The sequence below is a fragment of the Streptococcus sp. Marseille-Q5112 genome (genome assembly GCF_916700555.1).
Classification (GTDB): domain Bacteria; phylum Bacillota; class Bacilli; order Lactobacillales; family Streptococcaceae; genus Streptococcus; species Streptococcus symci.
Map to the genome: position 1 here is coordinate 83,666 of NZ_CAKAKP010000004.1, position 23,810 is coordinate 107,475.

Annotated in this window: 19 protein-coding genes; 13 read left to right on the top strand and 6 right to left on the bottom strand. The window is 42.3% G+C overall.

Features of this window, described 5'->3' with window-relative positions; genetic code table 11:
- Window positions 1–58: 58 nt before the first annotated feature.
- Window positions 59–2,146 carry a GH92 family glycosyl hydrolase gene (locus LG372_RS03625; protein WP_225742157.1) on the bottom strand — a complete coding sequence of 696 codons (2,088 nt, stop codon included), beginning with the start codon at window positions 2,144–2,146 and terminating at the stop codon, window positions 59–61.
- A 170-nt stretch (window positions 2,147–2,316) separates the two neighbouring features.
- Between LG372_RS03625 and LG372_RS03630 the strand changes: the two genes are divergently transcribed.
- The 11 genes from LG372_RS03630 (at window position 2,317) to LG372_RS03680 (ending at window position 16,398) form a co-directional block, all read left to right on the top strand.
- Complete coding sequence (locus tag LG372_RS03630) at window positions 2,317–3,597, top strand: glycoside hydrolase family 125 protein (protein WP_125851581.1); 1,281 nt, start codon at window positions 2,317–2,319, stop codon at window positions 3,595–3,597.
- Window positions 3,598–3,695: 98 nt separating this feature from the next.
- Window positions 3,696–6,341, top strand: coding sequence for an alpha-mannosidase (locus LG372_RS03635; RefSeq protein ID WP_225742158.1), 2,646 nt, complete (start codon window positions 3,696–3,698; stop codon window positions 6,339–6,341).
- 83 nt (window positions 6,342–6,424) lie between these two features.
- The gene (locus tag LG372_RS03640) at window positions 6,425–7,294 is read left to right on the top strand and encodes an ROK family protein (protein WP_225742227.1); all 870 of its coding nucleotides are present in this window, start codon (window positions 6,425–6,427) and stop codon (window positions 7,292–7,294) included.
- Window positions 7,288–9,168 (top strand): beta-N-acetylhexosaminidase, encoded by a 1,881-nt coding sequence (locus LG372_RS03645; RefSeq protein ID WP_225742159.1) that lies wholly within the window; start codon window positions 7,288–7,290, stop codon window positions 9,166–9,168. Before LG372_RS03640 ends, LG372_RS03645 begins: the two co-directional genes overlap by 7 nt.
- 210 nt (window positions 9,169–9,378) lie before the next feature.
- Window positions 9,379–10,308, top strand: coding sequence for an ABC transporter permease (locus tag LG372_RS03650; RefSeq protein ID WP_001032152.1), 930 nt, complete (start codon window positions 9,379–9,381; stop codon window positions 10,306–10,308).
- Window positions 10,309–10,321: 13 nt separating this feature from the next.
- Window positions 10,322–11,245 (top strand): carbohydrate ABC transporter permease, encoded by a 924-nt coding sequence (locus tag LG372_RS03655; protein ID WP_000818353.1) that lies wholly within the window; start codon window positions 10,322–10,324, stop codon window positions 11,243–11,245.
- Between the two features lie 254 nt (window positions 11,246–11,499).
- Window positions 11,500–12,984 (top strand): ABC transporter substrate-binding protein, encoded by a 1,485-nt coding sequence (locus LG372_RS03660; RefSeq protein ID WP_049491181.1) that lies wholly within the window; start codon window positions 11,500–11,502, stop codon window positions 12,982–12,984.
- 236 nt (window positions 12,985–13,220) lie between these two features.
- Complete coding sequence (locus tag LG372_RS03665) at window positions 13,221–13,910, top strand: CPBP family intramembrane glutamic endopeptidase (RefSeq protein ID WP_225742160.1); 690 nt, start codon at window positions 13,221–13,223, stop codon at window positions 13,908–13,910.
- A gap of 82 nt (window positions 13,911–13,992) precedes the next feature.
- Window positions 13,993–14,298: a bacteriocin immunity protein gene (locus LG372_RS03670; protein WP_225742161.1), complete on the top strand. Its 306-nt coding sequence runs from the start codon at window positions 13,993–13,995 to the stop codon at window positions 14,296–14,298.
- A gap of 131 nt (window positions 14,299–14,429) precedes the next feature.
- Window positions 14,430–15,416, top strand: coding sequence for a rhodanese-related sulfurtransferase (locus tag LG372_RS03675; protein ID WP_001030011.1), 987 nt, complete (start codon window positions 14,430–14,432; stop codon window positions 15,414–15,416).
- Between the two features lie 121 nt (window positions 15,417–15,537).
- A complete protein-coding gene (locus LG372_RS03680; RefSeq protein WP_225742162.1) occupies window positions 15,538–16,398 on the top strand; it encodes a DUF4299 family protein in 861 nt (286 codons plus the stop codon).
- 64 nt (window positions 16,399–16,462) lie between these two features.
- On the opposite strand, the gene LG372_RS03685 is transcribed toward LG372_RS03680, so the two are convergent.
- The 5 genes from LG372_RS03685 to LG372_RS03705 form a co-directional block, all read right to left on the bottom strand.
- On the bottom strand, window positions 16,463–17,527 hold the full coding sequence (locus LG372_RS03685) for a DUF6574 domain-containing protein (RefSeq protein WP_125851573.1): 1,065 nt from the start codon (window positions 17,525–17,527) through the stop codon (window positions 16,463–16,465).
- 62 nt (window positions 17,528–17,589) lie between these two features.
- Window positions 17,590–18,537 carry a DUF4097 family beta strand repeat-containing protein gene (locus tag LG372_RS03690; RefSeq protein WP_125851572.1) on the bottom strand — a complete coding sequence of 316 codons (948 nt, stop codon included), beginning with the start codon at window positions 18,535–18,537 and terminating at the stop codon, window positions 17,590–17,592.
- Entirely contained in the window at window positions 18,530–19,123 is a 594-nt protein-coding gene (locus LG372_RS03695; protein WP_000198685.1) for a DUF1700 domain-containing protein, read from the bottom strand. The genes LG372_RS03690 and LG372_RS03695 overlap by 8 nt, the downstream gene beginning before the upstream one ends.
- Window positions 19,110–19,436 (bottom strand): PadR family transcriptional regulator, encoded by a 327-nt coding sequence (locus tag LG372_RS03700; protein WP_125851571.1) that lies wholly within the window; start codon window positions 19,434–19,436, stop codon window positions 19,110–19,112. Before LG372_RS03700 ends, LG372_RS03695 begins: the two co-directional genes overlap by 14 nt.
- Before the next feature lie 139 nt (window positions 19,437–19,575).
- Entirely contained in the window at window positions 19,576–20,742 is a 1,167-nt protein-coding gene (locus LG372_RS03705) for a CynX/NimT family MFS transporter (protein WP_225742163.1), read from the bottom strand.
- A gap of 154 nt (window positions 20,743–20,896) precedes the next feature.
- On the opposite strand from LG372_RS03705, the gene LG372_RS03710 reads away from it, so the two are divergent.
- On the top strand, window positions 20,897–21,727 hold the full coding sequence (locus tag LG372_RS03710) for a glycosyltransferase (RefSeq protein WP_225742164.1): 831 nt from the start codon (window positions 20,897–20,899) through the stop codon (window positions 21,725–21,727).
- 85 nt (window positions 21,728–21,812) lie between these two features.
- Window positions 21,813–23,663 (top strand): polysaccharide biosynthesis protein, encoded by a 1,851-nt coding sequence (locus LG372_RS03715; protein WP_225742165.1) that lies wholly within the window; start codon window positions 21,813–21,815, stop codon window positions 23,661–23,663.
- Window positions 23,664–23,810 lie beyond the last annotated feature (147 nt).

The following is a 23,810-nucleotide window of genomic DNA, read 5'->3' on the forward strand; positions in this document are numbered from 1 at the left end:
TTTGGGATAGTTATTCACAGATTGTGGATAATCTTGGGGATTGCAGATTTTTTATTATTTAGCGATGACTTGGCAACCAGCTAAGTATAAAGGTTAGTTGTTCAGCTTTTAAGAGGTTTTGGTGTTGAATAGTTGATACGAGTGTTTTATCCAGTCGGCATTCTTTTACAAAGTTAAAATGGCTGTGATTTTGCTTAGCATGAATATCTAGCCATTTATCCTCTTTGGCAAGATAGACTCGGAGATGGTCAAAGAGAGGAATTCCGAGGTCATAGTTTGGTTTGCCTGGACAGGTCGGATAAAATCCGAGAGCCGACCAAATGTACCAGGCTGAGAGACTGCCATTGTCTTCATCGCCAGGATAGGCTTCCCAACTTGGGTGAAAGGCCTTCTGACGGAGAGTCTTGATGAGAAGGGCAGTGTAGTCAGGGTAATCGCTGTAGCGGAAGAGATAAGGAATGTGGAAGCTAGGTTGGTTAGAAATGGCGAGTTGCCCAAAAGGAGCAGTAGCCATTTCGCTCATTTCGTGAATTTCGTAACCATAGCCTGTTGTCTCAAAGAGAGGAGCATCTTGACAGGTTTTCAAAAGATAGTTGCTAAAGGCTTCTTTGCCACCTATAAGTTGGATCAAGCCTGGGATGTCGTGGAGGACGCCTAAAGTTGCTTGGATGGCTGAACATTCGGCATAGTCGCGTCCCCAACTATAAGGAGAAAAGTCAGGGCGGAAGTTGCCTTGACTATCACGCGCTCGCATGTAACCTGTCTCAGCATCAAATAGATGGCGGTAATTTTGTGATGTGGCCTTGTAGGTTTCAGCGATTTCTATTTTTCCTAATTTTTCGGCACAGCTGGCGATACAAAAGTCACTATAGGCATAGTCTAGAGTATGGCTAACGCTTTCATGGTGGTCGGTAGAGAGATAGCCCAGTTCGTGGTATTGGGCTAATCCGTGACGACCATTGATGCCGAGAGGGTCGGACTTAGTGGCTGTTTCAAGCATGGCTTGGAAGAGTTCTTCTTCTAGGTCTGGGGTCATGTCCTTGCAGGCGCTATCTGCGATAATGCCATCTAAAAGGGTGCCAGGCATCATACCACGTTCATCTGGGGCCAGCCATTTTGGAAGAAATCCAGTATCACGGTAGCTATTGAGGAAACCTTCTAAAAATCGGTGATAGTGTTCCGGTATGATAAGGGCAAAGAGGGGGAAGGTGGTGCGGAAGGTATCCCAGAAACCATTGTTGCTGAAGAGGACACCAGGCTTGACAGTACCAGTGGTCAGATCCATGTGGATGGCTTGTCCTGATTCATTAACCTCATAAAAAGTCTGAGGAAAGAGGAAGAGTCTGTAGAGACAGTGATCAAAGAAGGTTCGGTCGACTTCCCCTGTCTCCACAATATCAAAACGGTGGAGGAGATTTTCCCAGTCTGCTTGGGCATTTGCTTTACAGCTATCAAAGTCCGTTTGAGGTAGATTGATTAGAGCTTGAGAAGGAGAGATGAAAGAAGTCCCTAGCTGAATTTCAGCATGACTATCTGCCAGGTCGATTCGCCAGTCTCCACCTTCTTGGCTGATAGCAAGGATATCCGTATTCATTTGCAGGACAGTGAACATCGTTAGTGGATTTTTGTTGGTTTCAGTTTTTCCTTCTTGTCGCAGGGCAAGATTCCGCTTATCTACTTGCTCTACGGTCAGTTCATCTGCTGCGTGGAGATAGAGGGAGAGAGCTTTTCCTTGCTTTTGCTCCAAACGAATAGAAGCACCGTAGCAAGTCGGTGTGAGCTGGGTTTCAATCTGATAGCGCAGGGAGAAAATCTTCAGATAATGAGGTTGGAAAGAGGCCTTATCCATATCATAGGAAGACTGACGATGGAAGAGGCTGTCTCCACCTAGCTGGCCTGTGACAGGTGTTAGAAGGAGCCAAGAGTAGTCTCCAATCCAAGGACTGGGCTGGTGGGTTAATCGAATCCCCTGAAAGATAGGCAGATGTGGATCAAAAAACCAAGAGCCCTCCTGGTCACTGGTCTGGGGTACAAAGTAATTCATCCCAAAAGGAACGCCTGTGTATGGCAGGGTATTTCCCCGAGAAAAGGCATGCTTGCTGGCAGTTCCAAAGCGGGTATCGATGGTTTCAAGTAGTGGTTTCATAGTCTTTCCTTTAGCTGTTTTTCTACATTATATCAGAAAAAGATAGCCTTTAGAAAAGGAGTTTCAAAGATAACTATTTTGTAGAAAAATGACTATCATTTGTGTATGTATTTTCTGTCTCAAAAGCTATATACTGAAAATGAAACTTGTTTGAAAGAGGATACTGCACGATGATTTATTCAAAAGAAATTGTTAGAGAATGGCTAGATAAAGTAGCAGAACGTGCTAAGGACCATCCAGAGTGGGTGGATGTTTTCGAGCGTTGCTACACCGACACCTTGGACAATACGGTTGAAATCCTAGAAGATGGTTCAACTTTTGTCTTGACTGGGGATATTCCTGCCATGTGGCTTCGAGATTCGACAGCCCAACTCAGACCCTACCTTCATGTGGCCAAAAGAGATACCTTTCTGCGTCAGACCATTGCAGGTTTGGTCAAACGTCAGATGACCTTGGTACTCAAGGATCCTTATGCCAATTCTTTCAACATTGAGGAGAACTGGAAGGGGCACCACGAGACTGACCACACAGACCTTGACGGCTGGATTTGGGAACGTAAGTACGAGGTAGACTCGCTTTGCTATCCTTTGCAGCTGGCTTATCTCCTCTGGAAAGAGACTGGCGAGACTAGTCAGTTTGATGAGACTTTTGTCGCAGCGACCAAGGAAATTCTTCATCTGTGGACAGTGGAACAAGACCACAAGAACTCTCCTTATCGTTTTGTTCGGGATACGGACCGCAAGGAAGACACCTTGATAAATGATGGATTTGGCCCTGACTTTGCAGTGACTGGTATGACTTGGTCAGCTTTTCGTCCGAGTGATGACTGTTGCCAGTATAGCTACTTGATACCGTCAAATATGTTTGCTGTAGTAGTCTTGGGTTATGTTCAAGAAATCTTTGCAGAACTAGACCTAGCTGATAGCGAGAGTGTTATCACAGACGCTAAGCGTCTTCAGGATGAAATCCAAGAAGGAATTGAAAACTACGCCTACACAAGCAACAGCAAGGGCGAAAAGATTTATGCCTTTGAAGTGGATGGTCTAGGAAATGCCAGCATCATGGATGATCCAAACGTACCAAGTCTGCTGGCTGCACCTTATCTGGGTTACTGTTCGGTCGATGATGAAGTGTATCAAGCAACTCGTCGTACCATTCTGAGCCCTGAAAATCCATACTTCTACCAAGGAGAATATGCTAGCGGTCTCGGAAGTTCTCATACCTTCTATCGCTATATCTGGCCAATCGCCCTTTCTATCCAAGGTTTGACAACAAGGGATAAGGCAGAGAAGAAATTCTTGCTGGATCAGCTGGTTGCTTGCGATGGTGGTACTGGTGTTATGCATGAAAGCTTCCACGTAGATGACCCAACTCTTTATTCTCGTGAATGGTTCTCTTGGGCTAACATGATGTTCTGTGAATTGGTCTTGGATTACTTGGATATTCGCTAAGGAACACGCTTTAGCGCAACTGATTCTTGGAAAGAATCACAAATTTACATTTAAAACGTTAATAATAAAAATTTAAATTTAGAATGAGGTTTTACTTCATGGAAAATGTTGTCGTACATATTATCTCACATAGTCACTGGGATCGTGAGTGGTACTTGCCTTTTGAAAGCCACCGTATGCAGTTGGTGGAATTATTTGACAATCTCTTTGATCTCTTTGAAAATGACCCTGAGTTCAAGAGCTTCCACTTGGATGGTCAAACCATTGTCCTTGATGACTACTTGGATATTCGCCCTGAAAATCGCGACAAAGTCCAACGATACATCGACCAAGGCAAACTTAAAATTGGTCCTTTTTACATCTTGCAAGATGACTACTTGATTTCAAGTGAAGCCAATGTCCGCAATACCTTGATTGGTCAGCAAGAAGCTGCAAAATGGGGCAAATCCACTCAGATTGGTTACTTCCCAGATACTTTTGGAAATATGGGACAAGCTCCTCAAATCCTTCAAAAATCAGGCATTCACGTGGCAGCCTTTGGTCGTGGTGTGAAACCGATTGGATTTGACAACCAAGTTCTCGAAGATGAGCAGTTTACTTCCCAGTTTTCAGAAATGTACTGGCAGGGTGCGGACGGAAGTCGTGTCCTCGGTATCCTCTTTGCCAACTGGTATAGTAATGGGAATGAAATTCCAGTTGATAAAGACGAGGCCTTGACCTTCTGGAAACAAAAACTGGCAGACGTGCGTGACTACGCTTCGACCAACCAATGGTTGATGATGAACGGATGTGATCACCAGCCTGTACAGAAAAATCTGAGTGAAGCCATTCGTGTGGCAAATGAACTCTTCCCAGATGTAACCTTTGTTCATAGTTCCTTTGATGAATATGTTCAAGCTGTGGAAAGTGCCCTACCAGAGCAGTTATCAACGGTTACAGGTGAGTTGACCAGTCAGGAAACAGACGGCTGGTACACACTTGCCAACACTTCTTCATCTCGTATTTATCTCAAACAAGCCTTCCAAGAAAATAGCAACCTCCTAGAGCAAGTTGTAGAACCCTTGACTATTATCACTGGGGGCCACAACCACAAGGATCAGTTGACCTATGCTTGGAAAACACTTTTGCAAAATGCGCCGCATGATAGTATCTGTGGTTGTAGCGTGGACGAAGTTCACCGTGAGATGGAGACACGTTTTGCCAAGGTCAACCAAGTAGGAAACTTTGTTAAGAGAAATCTTCTTAACGAATGGAAGGGTAAAATCGCTACAGCTAAGGCTCAAAGTGATTATCTCTTTACTGTCATTAACACAGGCTTGCATGATAAGGTTGATACTGTCAGCACAGTGATTGATGTTGCGATTTGTGATTTTAAGGAATTGCACCCAACAGAGGGATACAAGAAGATGGCTGCCTTAACCTTGCCAAGTTATCGTGTGGAGGACTTGGATGGTCGTCCTGTAGAGGCTAAAATCGAAGACCTCGGAGCTAATTTTGAGTACGATTTACCAAAAGATAAGTTCCGCCAAGCTCGTATCGCTCGACAAGTGCGCGTGACCATTCCAGTTCACCTAGCGCCACTTTCTTGGACAACCTTCCAATTGCTGGAAGGAGAACAAGAACACCGCGACGGTATTTACCAAAACGGAGTGATTGATACGCCATTTGTAACGGTGAGTGTGGATGACAATATCACAGTCTATGACAAGACAACTCACGAAGCCTATGAAGATTTTATCCGCTTCGAAGACCGTGGTGACATCGGAAACGAGTATATCTATTTCCAACCAAAAGGAACAGAGCCAATCTATGCAGAGCTTAAGGGCTACGAGGTCTTGGAAAACACAGCTCGCTATGCTAAGATTTTGCTCAAACATGAATTGACCGTGCCTGTCAGTGCAGATGAAAAGCTAGAAGAAGAGCAAAAAGGCATCATCGAGTTTATGAAGCGTGAAGCTGGACGTTCAGAAGAATTGACAAGCATTCCTCTTGAAACTGAGATGACTATCTTCGTTGATAATCCACAAATCCGTTGCAAGACTCGCTTTACTAACACTGCCAAAGACCACCGTATCCGTCTCTTGGTCAAGACTCATAACACGCGTCCAAGCAATGATTCTGAAAGCATCTATGAGGTGGTGACACGACCAAACAAACCAGCTACTTCATGGGAAAATCCTGAAAATCCTCAACACCAACAAGCCTTTGTCAGTCTGTATGACGATGAAAAAGGTGTGACTGTATCCAACAAGGGATTGAATGAATACGAAATCCTTGGAGACGACACCATTGCAGTGACTATTTTGCGTGCATCAGGTGAGCTAGGTGACTGGGGCTACTTCCCAACACCAGAAGCACAATGCTTGCGTGAATTTGAAGTCGAGTTTGCGCTTGAATGCCACCAAGCTCAAGAACGCTTCCCAGCCTATCGTCGTGCTAAAGCCTTGCAGACACCATTTACCAGCCTTCAGCTTGCTAAACAAGAAGGAAGCGTGGCTGCGACTGGTAGCCTCTTGAGCCATTCCGTTCTCAGCATACCGCAAATCTGTCCAACAGCCTTTAAGGTAGCTGAAAATGAAGAAGGCTATGTTCTTCGTTACTACAATATGTGTAGTGAAAATGTACGTGTACCGGAAAGTCAACATCTCTTCCTTGACCTACTTGAACGACCATACCCAGTTCATAGAGGCCTCATTTCACCACAAGAGATTCGTACAGAATTCATCAAAAAAGAAGAAATTTAATTTCAAAAAGTAAACATAAAAAGAAAGGAGGGGCGAAAAGGTAAGAACTAACTACTGATTCGCCCCTTTTTATGGTAAAAACAATGACCATTGCAACGATTGATATCGGAGGGACTGGAATTAAGTTTGCCAGTCTGACTTCTGATGGGAAAATACTGAATAAGACAAGCATTCCAACGCCTGAAAACTTGGAGGACTTACTAGCTTGGCTAGATCAACGTTTGTCAGAACAGGATTATAGCGGGATTGCTATGAGCGTTCCAGGCGCTGTCAATCAAGAGACAGGTGTGATTGATGGCTTCAGTGCGGTGCCCTACATTCACGGATTTTCTTGGTATGAGGCGCTTAGCTCTTATCAGATTCCTATCCATCTGGAAAATGATGCCAACTGCGTTGGACTCAGTGAATTGCTAGCTCATCCAGAACTTGAAAATGCAGCCTGTGTCGTGATTGGGACAGGGATTGGCGGAGCCATGATTATCAATGGTAGACTTCATCGAGGTCGCCACGGCCTGGGTGGGGAATTTGGCTATATGACAACCCTTGCCCCTGCTGAAAAGCTCAACAACTGGTCGCAACTAGCATCAACTGGGAATATGGTGCGATACGTGATTGAAAAATCTGGTCAGACTGATTGGGACGGTCGCAAGATTTACCAAGAGGCCGAAGCAGGAAATGTTCTTTGCCAAGAAGCCATTGAGCGCATGAACCGTAATCTGGCTCAAGGCTTGCTCAATATCCAATATCTTATCGATCCAGATGTCATTAGTCTGGGTGGCTCTATCAGTCAAAATCCAGATTTTATCCAAGGTGTCAAGAAGGCTGTAGATGACTTTGTTGATACCTACGAAGAATACACGGTCGCACCTCTTATCCAAGCCTGCACCTATCATGCAGATGCCAATCTCTATGGTGCCCTTGTCAACTGGTTACAGGAGGAAAATCAATGGTAATTTTTACAGGAATTAGCAGTAAACAACATCAAGCTATAGAGTTGCTTCAAAAGCACATTTCTCTACCAGCTGTGGAAGTAGCTGTCGCTCAGTCTGACCAAGCCTCTATCTCTATCAAGGGTGAGGGTGGCCATTATCAACTAACTTATCGCAAATCTCACCAACTTTATCGTGCCTTGTCCTTGTTGGTAACAGCTTTAGCAGAAGGTGATAAAGTAGAGATTGAGGAACGGGCGGCTTATGAAGATTTAGCCTACATGGCAGACTGTTCTCGAAATGCGGTGCTGAATGTGGCTTCTGCCAAGCAGATGATTGAGGTCTTGGCTCTCATGGGCTACTCAACCTTTGAGCTCTACATGGAAGATACCTACCAGATTGAAGGGCAGCCTTACTTTGGCTATTTCCGCGGGGCATACTCAGCTGAGGAGTTACAGGAAATCGAAGCCTATGCCCAGCAGTTTGATATGACCTTTGTTCCTTGCATCCAGACCTTGGCCCACTTGTCAGCCTTCGTAAAATGGGGTGTCAAAGAAGTGCAGGAGCTCCGTGATGTAGAGGACATTCTTCTTATCGGCGAAGAAAAGGTTTATGACCTGATTGATGGCATGTTTGCTACTCTATCTAAACTGAAGACTCGCAAGGTCAATATCGGGATGGACGAAGCCCACTTGGTTGGTTTGGGACGCTACTTGATTCTGAACGGTGTTGTGGATCGTAGTCTCCTCATGTGCCAACACTTGGAGCGCGTGCTGGATATTGCAGACAAATATGGTTTCCACTGCCAAATGTGGAGCGATATGTTCTTTAAACTTATGTCAACAGATGGCCAGTACGACCGTGATGTGGAAATTCCAGAAGAAACTCGTGTCTACCTAGACCGTCTCAAAGATCGTGTGACCTTGGTTTACTGGGACTATTATCAGGATAGCGAGGAAAAATACAACCGCAATTTCCGTAATCACCACAAGATTAGCCATGACCTTGCATTTGCAGGTGGTGCTTGGAAGTGGATTGGTTTCACACCCAATAACCATTTCAGCCGACTCATCGCTGTTGAGGCTAACAAGGCCTGTCGTGCCAATCAGATCAAAGAAGTCATTGTGACGGGTTGGGGGGACAATGGTGGGGAAACTGCCCAGTTTTCTATCCTACCAAGCTTGCAAATCTGGGCAGAACTCAGTTACCGTAATGACCTAGACCGTCTGTCTGCTCACTTCAAGACCAATACAGGTCTTTCGGTTGAGGATTTTATGCAGATTGACCTAGCCAACCTATTACCAGACCTACCAGACAATCTCAGTGGTATCAATCCCAACCGCTATGTCTTTTATCAGGATGTTCTCTGCCCGATTCTTGACCGACACATGACACCTGAACAGGATAAACCGCACTTCGCTCAGGCTGCTGAGACGCTCGCTGCCATTAAAGAAAAAGCTGGAAACTATGCCTATCTCTTTGAAACGCAGGCCCAGTTGAATGCTATTTTAAGTAGTAAAGTTGATGTGGGACGACGCATTCGTCAGGCCTACCAAGCAGATGATAAAGGAAGTCTGCAAGAAATCGCAAGGCAAGAATTACCAGAACTCAGAAGCCAAATTGAAGACTTCCATGCCCTCTTTAGCCACCAATGGCTGAAAGAAAACAAGGTCTTTGGTTTGGATACGGTCGATATCCGTATGGGCGGACTCTTGCAACGCATCAAGCGAGCAGAAAATCGCATCGAGGCTTATCTGGCTGGCCAGCTTGACCGTATTGATGAGTTAGAAGTGGAAATCCTGCCATTTACTGATTTTTACGTAGACAAGGACTTCGCAGCCACAACAGCCAACCAGTGGCATACTATTGCGACAGCTTCGACGATTTATACGACATAAAAAACAAGAACACCTTGCCTTGAGCAGGGTGTTTCTCGTGAAACATCCCTTTCTTAAACAAGTACTCCACATAAAATAATTTGTGGAGTTTTTTCTATAATTAGTAGTTTAACCTAACCTTCAAATAGGAGTATACTAATAATGTAATCGTTATCAAAAGTCTAAAAAGGAATTTTTAGATGGATATCAAAATAAAAAAGGGGGGAAATTATGAATAAGTTTTCAAAAACCTTGAGAGACAACTGGATCTTTCTCTTAATGGTTTTGCCAGGGGCACTCTGGTTGATTCTATTCTTCTACATTCCAGTATTTGGGAACGTGGTTGCCTTTAAAGACTACCACATGACCAGTAATGGATTTATAGATAGTATCGTGAATAGTAAATGGGTCGGACTCGATAATTTCAGATTCTTGTTTAGTTCAAAAGACGCCTTTATCATCACACGAAATACTGTCCTCTACAATCTCGGCTTTATCTTTATCGGTTTGATTGTATCAGTAGGGATTGCCATCATCCTCAGTGAACTCCGTTCTAAGAGAATGGTTAAGATTTTCCAAACTTCTATGTTGTTCCCTTACTTCTTGTCTTGGGTTATCATTAGTTTCTTTACAGATGCCTTCCTAAATATTGATAAAGGTGTGTTCAACCATTTCCTAGAATCTATCGGAATGAAGGAAATCAATTTCTACGCTGACTTGGGTATTTGGCCTTATCTCCTACTTTTCCTTGGTATTTGGAAAGGCTTTGGATATAGCAGTGTCATGTACTATGCGACAATCATGGGAATTGATCCAACCTACTACGAAGCAGCAACAGTGGACGGGGCTAGCAAATGGCAACGAATTCGCAATGTAACTATTCCGCAGTTGACACCATTGGTAACCGTATTGACCATCCTTGCAGTCGGGAATATCTTCCGTGCAGACTTTGGTCTTTTCTACCAAATCCCCCACAATGCTGGTCAGCTTTATAACGTAACCAATGTCTTGGACGTATATGTTTATAACGGTTTGACTCAGACAGCGGATATCGGGATGGCTTCAGCGGCAGGTCTCTACCAATCAGTTGTCGGCTTGATTCTGGTTATCCTATCAAACTTACTGGCACGACGAGTTGATCCAAACTCAGCTTTGTTCTAGAAAGGAGGAGAATATGGCAGAAAAGAAAATTAAAAAAGAAAAAATTGATAATGTCGGCATTCACTCCTTCAGTAAGAAAGCAGATATCTTCTTCAGTACCATTTCTGGTTTGGTTGCCCTCTCTTGTATCCTACCCTTTGTATTTGTTATCGTTATTTCGGTGACAGATGAAAAGAGTATCCTCCAAAATGGATATAGCTTCTTCCCATCTCAATTTGGATTAGACGGTTTTGAGTTCTTGGCACAATTTAAGGATAAAATTCTCCAAGCCCTCTTCATCTCAGTCTTTGTAACAGTGGTGGGGACTATCACAAACGTTTTTATCACAACAACCTATGCCTACGCTATCTCACGGACAACCTTTAAGTATCGCAGATTCTTTACAATCTTTGCCCTTCTTAGTATGTTGTTCAATGCTGGTTTGGTACCGGGCTATATCGTGGTAACTCGTTTACTTCAACTTGGTGATACAGTTTGGGCCTTGATTGTTCCAATGCTTCTCTCACCATTTAACATCATCTTGATGCGTTCCTTCTTCAAGAAGACCATTCCAGAAGCTATTCTAGAATCCGCTCGTATCGATGGTGCTAGTGAGGCTCGGATCTTCTTCCAAATCTGTTTGCCATTGTCACTACCAGGTATCGCAACCATCACGCTCTTGACAGCACTTGGTTTCTGGAATGACTGGTTCAACGCCCTTCTTTACATTAAGAGTGACAACTTGTACCCATTGCAATATTTGCTCATGCAAATCCAACAAAATATGGACTACATCGCAAAAGCAGTCGGCCTATCTGGTCAACTGGGAGTTGCTCTACCAAAAGAAACAGGACGTATGGCCATGGTTGTAGTCGCAACCCTTCCAATCGCGATTCTGTATCCATTCTTCCAACGCTACTTTGTAAAAGGTTTGACTATCGGTGGCGTGAAAGAATAGTGCTTGTTGAGAAGAACATTTCTCGTTTCCAAACTTCCCTTGCGTGAAGTTAATACTCTTCGAAAATCTCTTCAAACCGCGTCAACGTCGCCTTGCCGTAGGTATGATTACTGACTTCGTCAGTTTCATCTACAACCTCAAAACAGTGTTTTGAGCAGCCTGCGGCTAGTTTCCTAGTTTGCTCTTTGATTTTCATTGAGTATAAGATCATTACATTGTTTATAAGTTTAAAAATAAAAAAAGGAGTTTTTGTCATGAAAAACTGGAAAAAATATGCTTTTGCATCTGCTAGTGTAGTCGCTTTGGCTGCTGGTCTTGCTGCTTGTGGAAATCTTTCAGGTAACAATAAGAAAGCTGCTGATTCAGCTTCAGGTGATAAACCTGTTATCAAGATGTATCAAATCGGTGACAAACCAGACAACTTGGATGAATTACTAACAAATGCAAATAAAATCATCGAAGAAAAAGTTGGTGCAAAATTGGAAATCAAATACCTTGGATGGGGTGACTACGGCAAGAAAATGTCAGTTATTACATCATCTGGTGAAAACTATGATATCGCCTTTGCAGATAACTACGTTGTAAATGCACAAAAAGGTGCTTACGCTGACTTGACAGAATTGTACAAGAAAGAAGGAGCAGAGCTTTATAAAGCACTTGACCCAGCTTACATCAAGGGAAATACTGTAAACGGTAAGATTTATGCAGTACCAGTTGCGGCTAACGTTGCATCTTCACAAAACTTTGCCTTCAACGGAACTCTTCTTGCTAAATACGGTATCGATATTTCAGGTGTCACTTCATACGAAACACTTGAGCCAGTCTTGAAACAAATCAAAGAAAAAGCTCCAGATGTAGTGCCATTTGCGGTTACTAAGAACTTTATCCCATCTGATAACTTTGACTACCCAGTTCCAAATGGACTTCCATTCGTTATCGACCTTGAAGGAGACACTACTAAGATTGTAAACCGTTACGAAGTACCTCGTTTCAAAGAACACTTGAAGACTCTTCACAAATTCTATGAAGCTGGATACATTCCAAAAGATGTAGCAACAAGCGATACTTCATTTGACCTTCAACAAGATACTTGGTTCGTTCGTGAAGAAACAGTAGGACCAGCTGACTACGGCAATAGCTTGCTTTCACGTGTTGCGAACAAAGATATCCAAATCAAACCAATTACTAACTTCATCAAGAAAAACCAAACAACACAAGTTGCTAACTTTGTAATCTCAAACAACTCTAAGAACAAAGAAAAATCAATGGAAGTGTTGAACCTCTTGAACACTAACCCAGAACTTTTGAACGGTCTTGTTTACGGTCCAGAAGGCAAGAACTGGGAAAAAATTGAAGGTAAAGAAAACCGTGTTCGTGTCCTTGATGGATACAAAGGAAACACTCACATGGGTGGATGGAACACAGGTAACAACTGGATCCTTTACATCAACGAAAACGTTACAGACCAACAAATCGAAGATTCTAAGAAACAATTGGCTGAAGCTAAAGAATCTCCAGCGCTTGGATTCATCTTTAACACTGACAGTGTGAAATCTGAAATCTCAGCAATCTCTAACACAATGCAACAATTCGATACAGCTATCAACACTGGTACTGTAGACCCAGATAAAGCTATTCCAGAATTGATGGAAAAATTGAAATCTGAAGGTGCTTACGATAAAGTATTGAACGAAATGCAAAAACAATACGATGAATTCTTGAAAAACAAAAAATCATAAGATCAATTGATTTCGTGTATTCATTCCTAACTCCTAAAAACTGAATCACTGTTTTCCTCAGGTTGGTCTGGGGGAGGCAGTGATTTTTTGAAACGAGAGATCATAGATATCCATGTTTTTTTTTATCACTATTTAACCATTCAGGAAATCTCAAGTACCATTTTGGATTTGGAGTAAGGATTTAGGAAAATATAGCTTATATTAGAGATGTCTCGAGTTTACAAAGGAGAGTTCATATGAAGAAGTATCAACTTCTATTCAAAATAAGTGCAGTCTTCTCTTACTTATTTTTCGTATTTGGTCTTTCTCAGCTGACGCTTATTGTCCAAAATTATTGGCAATTTTCTTCTCAGATAGGAAATTTTTTCTGGATTCGAAATATCTTGAGTGTGCTATTTAGCGGAGTCATGATTTGGATTCTGGTTAAGATAGGCCATGGTTATCTCTTTCGCATTCCAAGAAAAAAATGGCTTTGGTATTCGATTTTGACAGTATTAGTGGTAGTGCTCCAGATCTCTTTTAACGTTCAGACAGCTAAACATGTTCAGTCAACTGCTGAAGGTTGGGCTGTATTGATCGGTTATAGTGGGACCAACTTTGCTGAGCTAGGTATCTATATAACTTTGTTCTTTCTGACTCCACTTATGGAAGAGTTAATCTATAGAGGATTACTGCAACACGCCTTTTTTAAGCATTCGAGATTTGGCCTTGATTTGCTCCTTCCTTCCATTTTATTTGCTCTTCCTCATTTTTCAAGCCTGCCTAGTCTGTTAGATATCTTCGTCTTTGCAACATTTGGCATCATCTTTGCTGGTTTGACTCGCTATACCAGGAGCATTTATCCTTCCTATGCGGTGCATGTGATTAATAATATTGTAGCGACCTTACCATTTCTGCTGACTTTTTTACAGAGGGTGTTTGGGTAAATACTGACGCGAGAGTTAGGAATGATAGTTTATCAAATTTATAAGTGAGTTTCAGGAGGAAAATGAGAATGACAACATTAAAATGGTTTGCTGGAGGAAGCGAAAATGGTTTGCTGGAGGAAGCGAAAGACGTTGTGAAGCCATGACGATCATAAATCATCTATTGGAAGATATAAAGGATACGCCTCAACTTGCTCCTTTGAAAAATCAGTTAGTGAGTTATAAAAGACGATTAAAGAACGATGGGACCTCTACTCCGTTTATTCTGAGCCAAATGAATGTTGACATCTCACGTGTGTTGATTGATAACAAGCTGAGTTTGTCCGAAGGTCAAGCCGAGCAGATCAAAAAATTAAGAGAATTATCTGTGATTCGCTATGGCTACTGACGAAGTGCAGGGATAAGCACCTTTCTACAATTTCCAGTCAAATAAATTGCATTCGCTTTCTCAAGCAGGTATACTAGTATAGTTAGATGAAAAATTCTGAAAATTTAAGAATAGAAAAGAGAACAAATCTTATGGCAAAAGATATTCGTGTCTTACTTTACTACCTTTACACTCCAATTGAAAATGCAGAGCAATTTGCTGCAGACCACTTGGCTTTCTGTAAATCAATCGGCCTTAAAGGTCGTATCCTAGTCGCTGACGAAGGAATTAACGGAACAGTTTCAGGTGACTACGAAACAACTCAAAAATACATGGACTACGTTCACAGCCTCCCAGGTATGGAAGACCTCTGGTTCAAGATTGACGAAGAAAATGAACAAGCCTTCAAGAAGATGTTTGTTCGCTACAAGAAAGAAATTGTCCACCTTGGTTTGGAAGACAACGACTTTGATAACGACATCAACCCACTTGAAACAACAGGTGCTTACTTGTCTCCAAAAGAGTTCAAAGAAGCTCTTCTTGACGAAGATACAGTTGTCCTTGACACACGTAACGATTATGAGTATGACCTAGGACATTTCCGTGGGGCTATCCGCCCAGATATCCGCAACTTCCGTGAGTTGCCACAGTGGGTTCGTGATAACAAGGAAAAATTCATGGACAAGCGCGTCGTGGTTTACTGTACAGGTGGTGTTCGCTGTGAGAAATTCTCAGGCTGGATGGTCCGTGAAGGCTACAAAGATGTCGGCCAATTGCACGGAGGAATCGCAACTTACGGTAAAGACCCAGAAGTCCAAGGTGAACTTTGGGATGGGAAAATGTATGTCTTTGACGAGCGTATTGCCGTAGATGTCAACCATGTCAACCCAACCATCGTAGGAAAAGACTGGTTTGATGGAACACCATGTGAACGTTATGTCAACTGTGGAAATCCATTCTGTAACCGTCGTATCTTGACATCAGAAGAAAATGAAGACAAGTACCTTCGTGGATGTTCACACGAGTGTCGTGTTCACCCACGTAACCGCTATGTTTCAGAACATGAATTGACACAAGCTGAAGTTGTCGAGCGTCTAGCCGCTATCGGTGAAAGCTTGGATCAAGCAGCTACTGTATAAGATTAAACAGTCCTTAGGGGCTGTTTTTCTATGCTTTTTACTAAAAAATCTAAAGTTTGTTTCTGTATCTTTCAGGAAAATAGGGTATACTATATGTAAACGATTTCAAAGGAGTCCAGTTATGACGAAAACATTTTTTATTCCAAATAAACAGAGCATTTTAGGAGAACAGGAAATTTTGACTGCCAAGTCGATCTTGGCCTTGTTAGATGGTTTGGAGTCACATAGCTATGATGCAGTCTATCTCCGTCAGCCTCTTAACCGTCTTGAGTATATCGAGTGTGCGATAGTGGGGCAATCACAATTTCTCTTTAAAGTTAGCTATGCTGATGATCAAAAGGCTTACCGTGTCGATCTTCCTGACCTACTCACGAAGACAGACTGGCAGATTATCAAATCATTTTTAGATGCTCTGCTTGCTTACACAGGAACAGAGATTGAAGGGCTAGATGGTTTTGACTTTGAAGCCTATTTCCAAGCAAGTATTCAAGCCCATCTAGCAGACACTGCAGCTCGTTTTACGATTTGTCAAGGAATTTTTAATCCTGTTTTCTTTAGTCATGAGGATTTGAAAAGCTTTTTAGAGGAAGATGGCTTGGTACAGTTTGAAGCACGTGTACGTGCGGTTCAAGAGACCGATGCTTACTTTGCAAGAGTTTCCTTCTATCAGGATGGAGAAGGCCAAGTGCACGGTGTTTACCATCTGGCTCAAGGCGTCAAGACCGTTTTTCCGAGAGAACCATTTGTACCTGCTGCCTATATTGAGCAATTGGTGGATAAGGAAGTCCAGTGGGAGATTGACTTGGTTCAAATCACAGGAGACGGCTCTAAACCAGAAGACTATGAAGCCATTGCCCGCTTGGACTATGCAAAATTCCTAGAGTCATTACCATCAGCATCTTACCACCAATTAGATGCCAATCAATTAGAAGTGCAACCCATCTTAGACAAAGATTTTAAAGCATTAGCACAAGAAGAGTAAAGCAGGTCAAGTGACTTGCTTTTTTGACATAGAAAAATCCTGCCATGGATGACAGGATTGAAGTTTAAAGAAAGGCCAAGATACGAAGGTAATCCCCAATCAGTGCTACCTCAGCTACAAAGAAGAGGAGGATAATAACTCCGTTCACAAGGACAGACAAGAATAATTGATAGAAGGAGTCGGTTTCACTTGATTGACTAGGTCTTGTAATGATATGGAGGCTAGCAAGTAGAATGATTCCAATGCTAATCACACACAAGAGGGCTGTAAATCGTAGGCTGTCAAAGAAGGCAAAGAAACTAGCAATGGCAGTGAGGAAGATTGGAATTGCCAAGAGTTGACTATATTGTTGGAGAACCTTTTCTAGTGTCCAGTCTTTTTCCTGGTGGATAAATCGTCTCACGACGAAACTACCCAAGAGGAATGAAAAGAAGAAGAGTGTTGTTGCTACTAGGATAGAGATAATCGAAAAGAGATTTAATGAAGCAAATTGTTCAGGGAAGTGATTATGCATAGTTGCTATATGTCCATAGTAAGCATGTTTGATGTGGTAGATACTAAAGAAAAAGGAAGATGCAGAAAACAGAATGAGCAAAAGAAAGGCTGTGTAACTGTGTGTGCTACTTGTTTCAAGACTGCTTGTAGGAGATTTGATTGCTTCCACTAGCCAAGACCAAAAATCAAGCGCTTGCTCTTTCCATCTATCCGTAGATTTTGGAGCTTGGTCGGGGATGTAGGGACTTTCTAAGGATTGACTGATAAGAAGGGGCTCTTTCGTGGTTGGTTTTTGCTGAGGAAGTGCTTCTTGACTCTCTTCAGCTATAGTGACTTTTTCTGTTTCTTTAGAAAGATCTTGCTCTTCTTCAGTAGAATCTAATGCTTTCTTTTCTTCTATTTCTGTTCTCGCTTCACTGTCTTCAGGAGTTTCAATTTTCTCTTTTTGCTGGCTTTCCAGTTTGACTTCAGCTTGAGAGACTTCCTCCTCTACTTGAGTATTTTTTTCAATTGGTGTATCGAGATCGGCTATCGTTTCTTCAGTCTTGTCTGCAACCTCTTGAGCTTGCTCTTCAGGTTTGTTCTTGCTTGTTGCTTTTACAAAATCATTACTTTCAAACCATTCTTGTTTCATGGTAGAACCTCCTTTTTAGTTAGATAAATATGCTTCCATAGTAGCAGATGTAAGCGCTTTTGTCAACGATTTCTAGAAGAAGACTCGTGTTCCTCTGATTTGAGTAGATAGATATCCTGTTCTGCCCTTGCGATGAGTTGATCTTTTGCATCTGCTTTTTCTGTTTTATAAGGATTGCTTAATCGTTCAGCTTTGTTTTCTTCGTTGTTAAACGAACGCCTTCCTTCTCTTAAAAAATGAAGAATAGAACCATGTTTTGTTGAAAGATCTAAGTTGATTCTTTGTTTTTCTTCTTCGGAAAGTAGCAGTTGTAGGTCTGTTTTCGCCATCAATTCCACCTTACCGTGTACTTGGATATTTTCAGCATGGAAGTGATTTTCTGTTGACTCTAGCTGACTATCTGTCAGTTCTGTGCTAAAGATATTGATGATATTTGGTGTTTTGAATTTGCTGTTTTTGATACGACTTCCTTCAATTCGGAGGAGATAACCATTTGTATTGAGAGTTGCATTTTCAAGGCTAGCATTTATGATGGTGGTTTGTCCACGATTGGCTGACACGTTGATCCCTTTTAGACTTCTTCCTTTTGGAACTTGGAGAATAACTTCTTCAAAACGACGAGAGTAGCCACTTGCGATATGGAGAATCCCGCCAATTCCAGAAGAGAGAAACGGAGTTTCAGACAGTTTTTTATCCGTTAGGCTTAGAGTTTTGTCGTTTTGATTCGTAACAAGATCATGGTGAGCAGAGAGTGATGGATGGTAAGAAATGTGGATTTGATCATCGAAAGAGTCTGTGATGGTCAGCGCGTGTTGGTGGAGAGTGATCTCTAGGTTTTCGACTTCCTTGCCAAAGGTCAACTCTTCCATCCGACTATCATAAACAGGCTCCTTGGACATGGCAAGTAGGCTCTTGATCCCGTCAGATTGGATACCTACAAAAAGCAGGATAAAGCCGATAATGGTAGTCACCACACCAAAAATGAGAAATCCTTTTGTCCATTTACGCATGCTGGTCACCTCTCTTTCCTTTTTTGAGAACAAATTGCACCAGGCGAACAATGAGTAGGCCGAAGAAGCGGGCTACATAGGAAATACCTAGTAAAACCAGCGAAGAAGCACCGATAGCCAGTAAACCAGAACCAAAAATCAAGATAAAGGCTGATTTGGCTTGGGCGAGAACAGTGAAACTTTCAACTAAAAATAGGAATCCGCCGATGATACCAAGTATAGAAACCGCAAAGAAAGCTAGAATGACAGTCAAGGCTGCCACAAGGATTGCGAACAGGGACACGAGGATGGCGATTCCCAGAGGAATACCGATAGGGGCTGCAAGTAGGGCTAACAAGGCGATATGCAAAATTTGTCGGTTATTCTTTTGAGCAGGCGCTTCATTGATTTTTTTATCGAGGAGATTGGAGAGAACTTCGTGGGCTGCTTCCTTAGGAGTTCCCAAGCTAGCGATGAGTTCCTCTTCTCCTTCGACTCCAGCATCGTCAAAGAGTTCTCTGAAATAGTCCATGGCTTCGATGCGGTCAGCTTCAGGTAGTTTCTTGAGATAGAGTTCTAGCTGAGTCAGGTATTCAGTTCTTGTCATGGCGGATACTCCCTTCTATAATGCCATTGATAGTGTCTGTATAGAGTGTCCATTCATCTTTTAGGGTCAAGAGCTGCTCCACACCACGGTCTGTTAAGGAGTAGTATTTGCGCATGCGACCTTGGAACTCTCTAGAATAGGTTGTCAGAAAGCTATTGCCTTCCAATTTTTTGAGAATGGGATAGAGAGTAGATTCTTTGATGTTAGCGATAAGCTTAATGGTCTGGCTAATCTCATAACCATAAGAATCATCCTGCTCCAGTACGGCCAAGATGAGAAATTCAATCAAGGCAGAGGATGTTGGAAAGTACATGGGGAAACCTCCTTTTCTAATGTGTAATATTTTTATATATAATTTTTCTACACATACATTGTACATCTAAAAGAAAGCCCTGTCAAGAAATATGTGTAAAATTTTTATATATAAAAAACTTCTAGGCAAAACTAGAAGTTTAGAGGATTTTATCAGCTCTGTCCACTGTAAAGAGGGCCACAGTCATGATGATATCGACGAGCAAGAGGGCAGCTACAGCTGGTACCCAAGAGTGGAAAAGGTCAAAACTGTAACCAAATAGCGTTGGTCCAAAGGCTGCTAGGATATAGCCTCCTGTTTGAGATAGACCAGACAATTGGGCTGTTTTTTCAGGGGCGCTTGTCTTGAGTGAAAAGTTGACCATGAGATAAGGGAAGAGGGCGCTGGTTGCGGTTCCGATGAGGAGATGGATGGCAAGCCAGTAAAAGAAATTACCTATTGGGAAAAAGAGCATGGAAATGCCGACCACGCCAGCCAGTGAGACCAGAGTGAGCATGAGCTGACGGTTGCGAGTTGACAAGCTGGTTGTCAGGCTTGGGATGGTCATTGAAAAAGGAATACTAATCAGAGAGAAGATAGAAGTGAGTAAGCCAGCTTCGTGACTGGATAGGCCTGCATGAATAGCCATGGTAGGTAGCCAGGTCATAGCGGTGTAAAAGAGCAAGGATTGAAAACCTGCAAAGACAATCACTGCCCAGACCTGTTTATTAAGCATAACCGTTGTTTTGCTTTTTTGTTTGGTTTGTGGAGCCAGTCTGTGATTGTAACGGTGATTAGGTAGCCAGACCAAAAAAGTTGCTAGGCAGAGCAGGGTGAGGAGGATGATAAGTCCTTTCCAAGAACTGGCTTGTGTAATGGGCACAGCTAGATAGGAAGCCAGAGCCGTTGCAATTCCCATAGAAGTTACATATAAGGTAGTCAGAAAACCAATTTTCTTTGGTTGATTGGCTTGGATAAGACTAGGGAGCAGCACATTGATGACTGCGATACTTGCCCCAACCATCAAGGTTCCTAGATAGAGCAGGGGCAGATTGATTAGTCGAATGAGAGAACCGATGGTCAAGAAGAAAAGGCTGTAGGTGAAGAGATGCTCCAAGCCGATTTTTTGAGCCAGTCGGGTAGAAAATAGTGAGAAGAGGGTAAACATGAGGAGGGGAAGGCTGGTCAAGACACCAAGCGAACTAACTTCTACTCCCAGTCCTTGCGAAATATCTCCCAAAATAATGGGTAAAACAGTAAAAGGAGTCCGCAAGGAAACACCAATTAGTATAATACCTGGAACAAAAAAGAGTGATTGCTTTTTCATATAATACCTCTTCTAGCTGATTTTAATAACAGCTTATTTTAAGGCTTTTTCACTATAATGTCAAGTAAGGTTTTGGGCTTTCAAGATAAAAATGGGAAAGTCTTGAAAATTATGATAAAATAGTGGAAGGAAATCTATATATTGGAGAAAAACTGTGTCTGAAAAGCAAAAAATCAGCGTATTGATGTCGGTCTATATCAAGGAAAATCCGACATTTTTAAAGGATGCTATTGAGAGTGTTCAAAATCAGACCCTGAAACCGAGCGAGTTAGTTCTGGTTGAGGATGGGCCTTTGACACCTGAGCTCTATCAGGTATTAGACCAGGTGGAAGCCCAGTCTGAAATTCCAGTGAAACGCTGCCCTCTTGAGCAGAATCAAGGTTTGGGTCTGGCTCTTCGACAGGGTATTTTGCAGTGTCAGTACGACATCATCGCTCGTATGGATACGGATGATATAGCTGTTCCAGACCGTTTTGAGAAACAGGTTCAGCTAATGGAGAAGGAGAAGCTCGACCTATTAGGTGGACATATTGCAGAGTTTATTGACAATCCTGATGAGATTGTTTCTTACCGTCGTGTTCCAACCCAGCATGCAGATATTGTAGCTTATCAAAGGATGAGAAGTGCCTTTAACCACATGACTGTCATGTTCAAGAAGGACATGGTTCTCAAGGCAGGCAACTATGAGGATGGCCTTTATATGGAGGATGACCTCCTCTGGCTCAATATGATTGCTGCAGGAGCTAAGACTGGAAATCTGGATCAAATCTTGTGTAAGGTTCGTGTTGGAGCAGGAATGTTTGAGCGTCGTGGGGGACTGCGTTATCTCAAACTCTATCGTCAAGCTCGTCAGCGCATGCTGAAGAGAGGGCAAATTTCTTACATGGAATATGCCAAGAGTGTTGCGATTCAGATGATTGTTGCCCTTTGTCCCGGATTTGTCCGACAGTTTATTTTTATGAAACTGTTAAGAAAAAGCAAGTAAAAGATTGTAGCAAATCGTAAACTAGAGAAAAAGTGTTATAATAACAATATAACTATTCGACTCTTTTAAGGAGGAGTAAACTTCTATGAATAAAAAACTCACAGATTATGTGATTGATCTGGTGGAAATTTTAAATAAACAACAAAAACAGGTTTTCTGGGGAATATTTGATATTTTGAGTATGGTGGTTTCCATCATTGTATCTTATATTTTATTCTACGGATTGATTAATCCAGCACCTGTTGACTACATTATCTATACGAGTTTGGCCTTCCTGTTCTATCAATTGATGATTGGATTTTGGGGATTGAACGCTAGTATTAGTCGTTACAGCAAGATTACGGATTTCATGAAAATCTTTTTTGGTGTGACTGCTAGCAGTATCTTGTCATATAGTATCTGCTATGCCTTCTTGCCTCTCTTCTCCATCCGTTTTATCGTGCTCTTTATCTTATTGAGTACTTTCTTGATTTTATTGCCACGTATTACTTGGCAGTTAATCTACTCCAAACGCAAAAAGGGAAGTGGTGATGGAGAACACCGTCGGACCTTCTTGATTGGTGCCGGTGATGGTGGAGCTCTCTTTATGGATAGTTACCAACATCCAACTAGTGAATTAGAACTTGTCGGTATTTTGGATAAGGATGCGAAGAAAAAGGGTCAAAAACTTGGTGGAATCCCTGTTTTGGGTTCATATGATGATCTGCCTGAATTAGCCAAACGCCATCAAATCGAGCGTGTTATCGTTGCGATTCCGTCACTTGACCCGTCAGAATATGAGCGTATCTTGCAGATGTGTAATAAACTGGGTGTCAAATGTTACAAGATGCCTAAAGTTGAAACGGTTGTTCAAGGACTTCACCAAGCAGGTGGAGGCTTCCAGAAGATTGATATCACAGACCTTTTGGGTCGTCAGGAAATTCGTCTTGATGAATCGCGTCTGGGCGCAGAACTGACAGGTAAGACAATCTTAGTCACAGGTGCTGGTGGCTCAATCGGTTCTGAAATCTGTCGCCAAGTTAGTCGTTTCAATCCTGAACGCATCGTCTTGCTCGGTCACGGGGAAAACTCAGTCTACCTTATTTATCATGAATTGATTCGTACATTCCAAGGCATTGATTATGTACCAGTTATTGCCGATATTCAAGACTATGACCGTTTGTTGCAAGTCTTTGAACAGTACAAGCCAGCTATTGTTTATCATGCGGCAGCCCACAAGCACGTTCCTATGATGGAGCGCAATCCAAAAGAAGCCTTCAAAAACAATATCCGTGGAACCTACAATGTTGCTAGAGCTGTTGATGAAGCTAAAGTACCTAAGATGGTTATGATTTCGACAGATAAGGCGGTTAATCCACCAAATGTTATGGGAGCAACCAAGCGCGTAGCTGAGTTGATTGTTACTGGCTTTAACCAACGTAGCCAATCAACCTACTGTGCAGTTCGTTTTGGGAATGTACTTGGTAGCCGTGGTAGTGTCATTCCAGTCTTTGAACGTCAGATTGCTGAAGGTGGGCCTGTAACGGTGACAGACTTCCGCATGACCCGTTACTTTATGACCATTCCAGAAGCTAGCCGTCTGGTCATCCATGCTGGTGCTTATGCTAAAGATGGAGAAGTCTTTATCCTTGATATGGGTAAACCAGTCAAGATTTATGACTTGGCTAAGAAAATGGTCCTTCTAAGTGGACACACTGAGAGCGAAATTCCAATTGTTGAAGTTGGAATCCGTCCAGGTGAAAAACTCTACGAAGAACTCTTGGTATCAACCGAACTCGTTGATAACCAAGTTATGGATAAGATTTTCGTGGGTAAGGTCAATGTCATGCCTCTAGAAGCCATCGATCAAAAGATTGAAGAGTTCCGCACTCTTAGTGGAGATGAGTTGAAGCAAGCTATTATCGCCTTTGCCAATCAAACAACCCACGTTGAATAAAAAAGAAAAATGCATATTATCAGGTCTGAAGAACCTTGGTAATATGCATTTTGTTATGTAGAGACTTATACTCTTCAAAAATCTCTTCAAACCACGTCAACGTCGCCTTGCCGTAGAAATATGTTCCTGACTACGTCAGTTCCATCT

What these genes read in the sequence shown, in the direction of transcription:
- LG372_RS03625 (WP_225742157.1), bottom strand. Translation starts at nt 2,146, where the DNA reads ATGAAACCACTACTTGAAACCATCGATACCCGCTTTGGAACTGCCAGC.
- LG372_RS03660 (WP_049491181.1), top strand. Translation starts at nt 11,500, where the DNA reads ATGAAAAACTGGAAAAAATATGCTTTTGCATCTGCTAGTGTAGTCGCT.
- LG372_RS03695 (WP_000198685.1), bottom strand. Translation starts at nt 19,123, where the DNA reads ATGACAAGAACTGAATACCTGACTCAGCTAGAACTCTATCTCAAGAAA.
- LG372_RS03670 (WP_225742161.1), top strand. Translation starts at nt 13,993, where the DNA reads ATGGTTTGCTGGAGGAAGCGAAAATGGTTTGCTGGAGGAAGCGAAAGA.
- LG372_RS03655 (WP_000818353.1), top strand. Translation starts at nt 10,322, where the DNA reads ATGGCAGAAAAGAAAATTAAAAAAGAAAAAATTGATAATGTCGGCATT.
- LG372_RS03685 (WP_125851573.1), bottom strand. Translation starts at nt 17,527, where the DNA reads ATGAAACAAGAATGGTTTGAAAGTAATGATTTTGTAAAAGCAACAAGC.
- LG372_RS03705 (WP_225742163.1), bottom strand. Translation starts at nt 20,742, where the DNA reads ATGAAAAAGCAATCACTCTTTTTTGTTCCAGGTATTATACTAATTGGT.
- LG372_RS03700 (WP_125851571.1), bottom strand. Translation starts at nt 19,436, where the DNA reads ATGTACTTTCCAACATCCTCTGCCTTGATTGAATTTCTCATCTTGGCC.
- LG372_RS03630 (WP_125851581.1), top strand. Translation starts at nt 2,317, where the DNA reads ATGATTTATTCAAAAGAAATTGTTAGAGAATGGCTAGATAAAGTAGCA.
- LG372_RS03640 (WP_225742227.1), top strand. Translation starts at nt 6,425, where the DNA reads ATGACCATTGCAACGATTGATATCGGAGGGACTGGAATTAAGTTTGCC.
- LG372_RS03680 (WP_225742162.1), top strand. Translation starts at nt 15,538, where the DNA reads ATGACGAAAACATTTTTTATTCCAAATAAACAGAGCATTTTAGGAGAA.
- LG372_RS03645 (WP_225742159.1), top strand. Translation starts at nt 7,288, where the DNA reads ATGGTAATTTTTACAGGAATTAGCAGTAAACAACATCAAGCTATAGAG.
- LG372_RS03690 (WP_125851572.1), bottom strand. Translation starts at nt 18,537, where the DNA reads ATGCGTAAATGGACAAAAGGATTTCTCATTTTTGGTGTGGTGACTACC.
- LG372_RS03665 (WP_225742160.1), top strand. Translation starts at nt 13,221, where the DNA reads ATGAAGAAGTATCAACTTCTATTCAAAATAAGTGCAGTCTTCTCTTAC.
- LG372_RS03675 (WP_001030011.1), top strand. Translation starts at nt 14,430, where the DNA reads ATGGCAAAAGATATTCGTGTCTTACTTTACTACCTTTACACTCCAATT.
- LG372_RS03650 (WP_001032152.1), top strand. Translation starts at nt 9,379, where the DNA reads ATGAATAAGTTTTCAAAAACCTTGAGAGACAACTGGATCTTTCTCTTA.
- LG372_RS03715 (WP_225742165.1), top strand. Translation starts at nt 21,813, where the DNA reads ATGAATAAAAAACTCACAGATTATGTGATTGATCTGGTGGAAATTTTA.
- LG372_RS03635 (WP_225742158.1), top strand. Translation starts at nt 3,696, where the DNA reads ATGGAAAATGTTGTCGTACATATTATCTCACATAGTCACTGGGATCGT.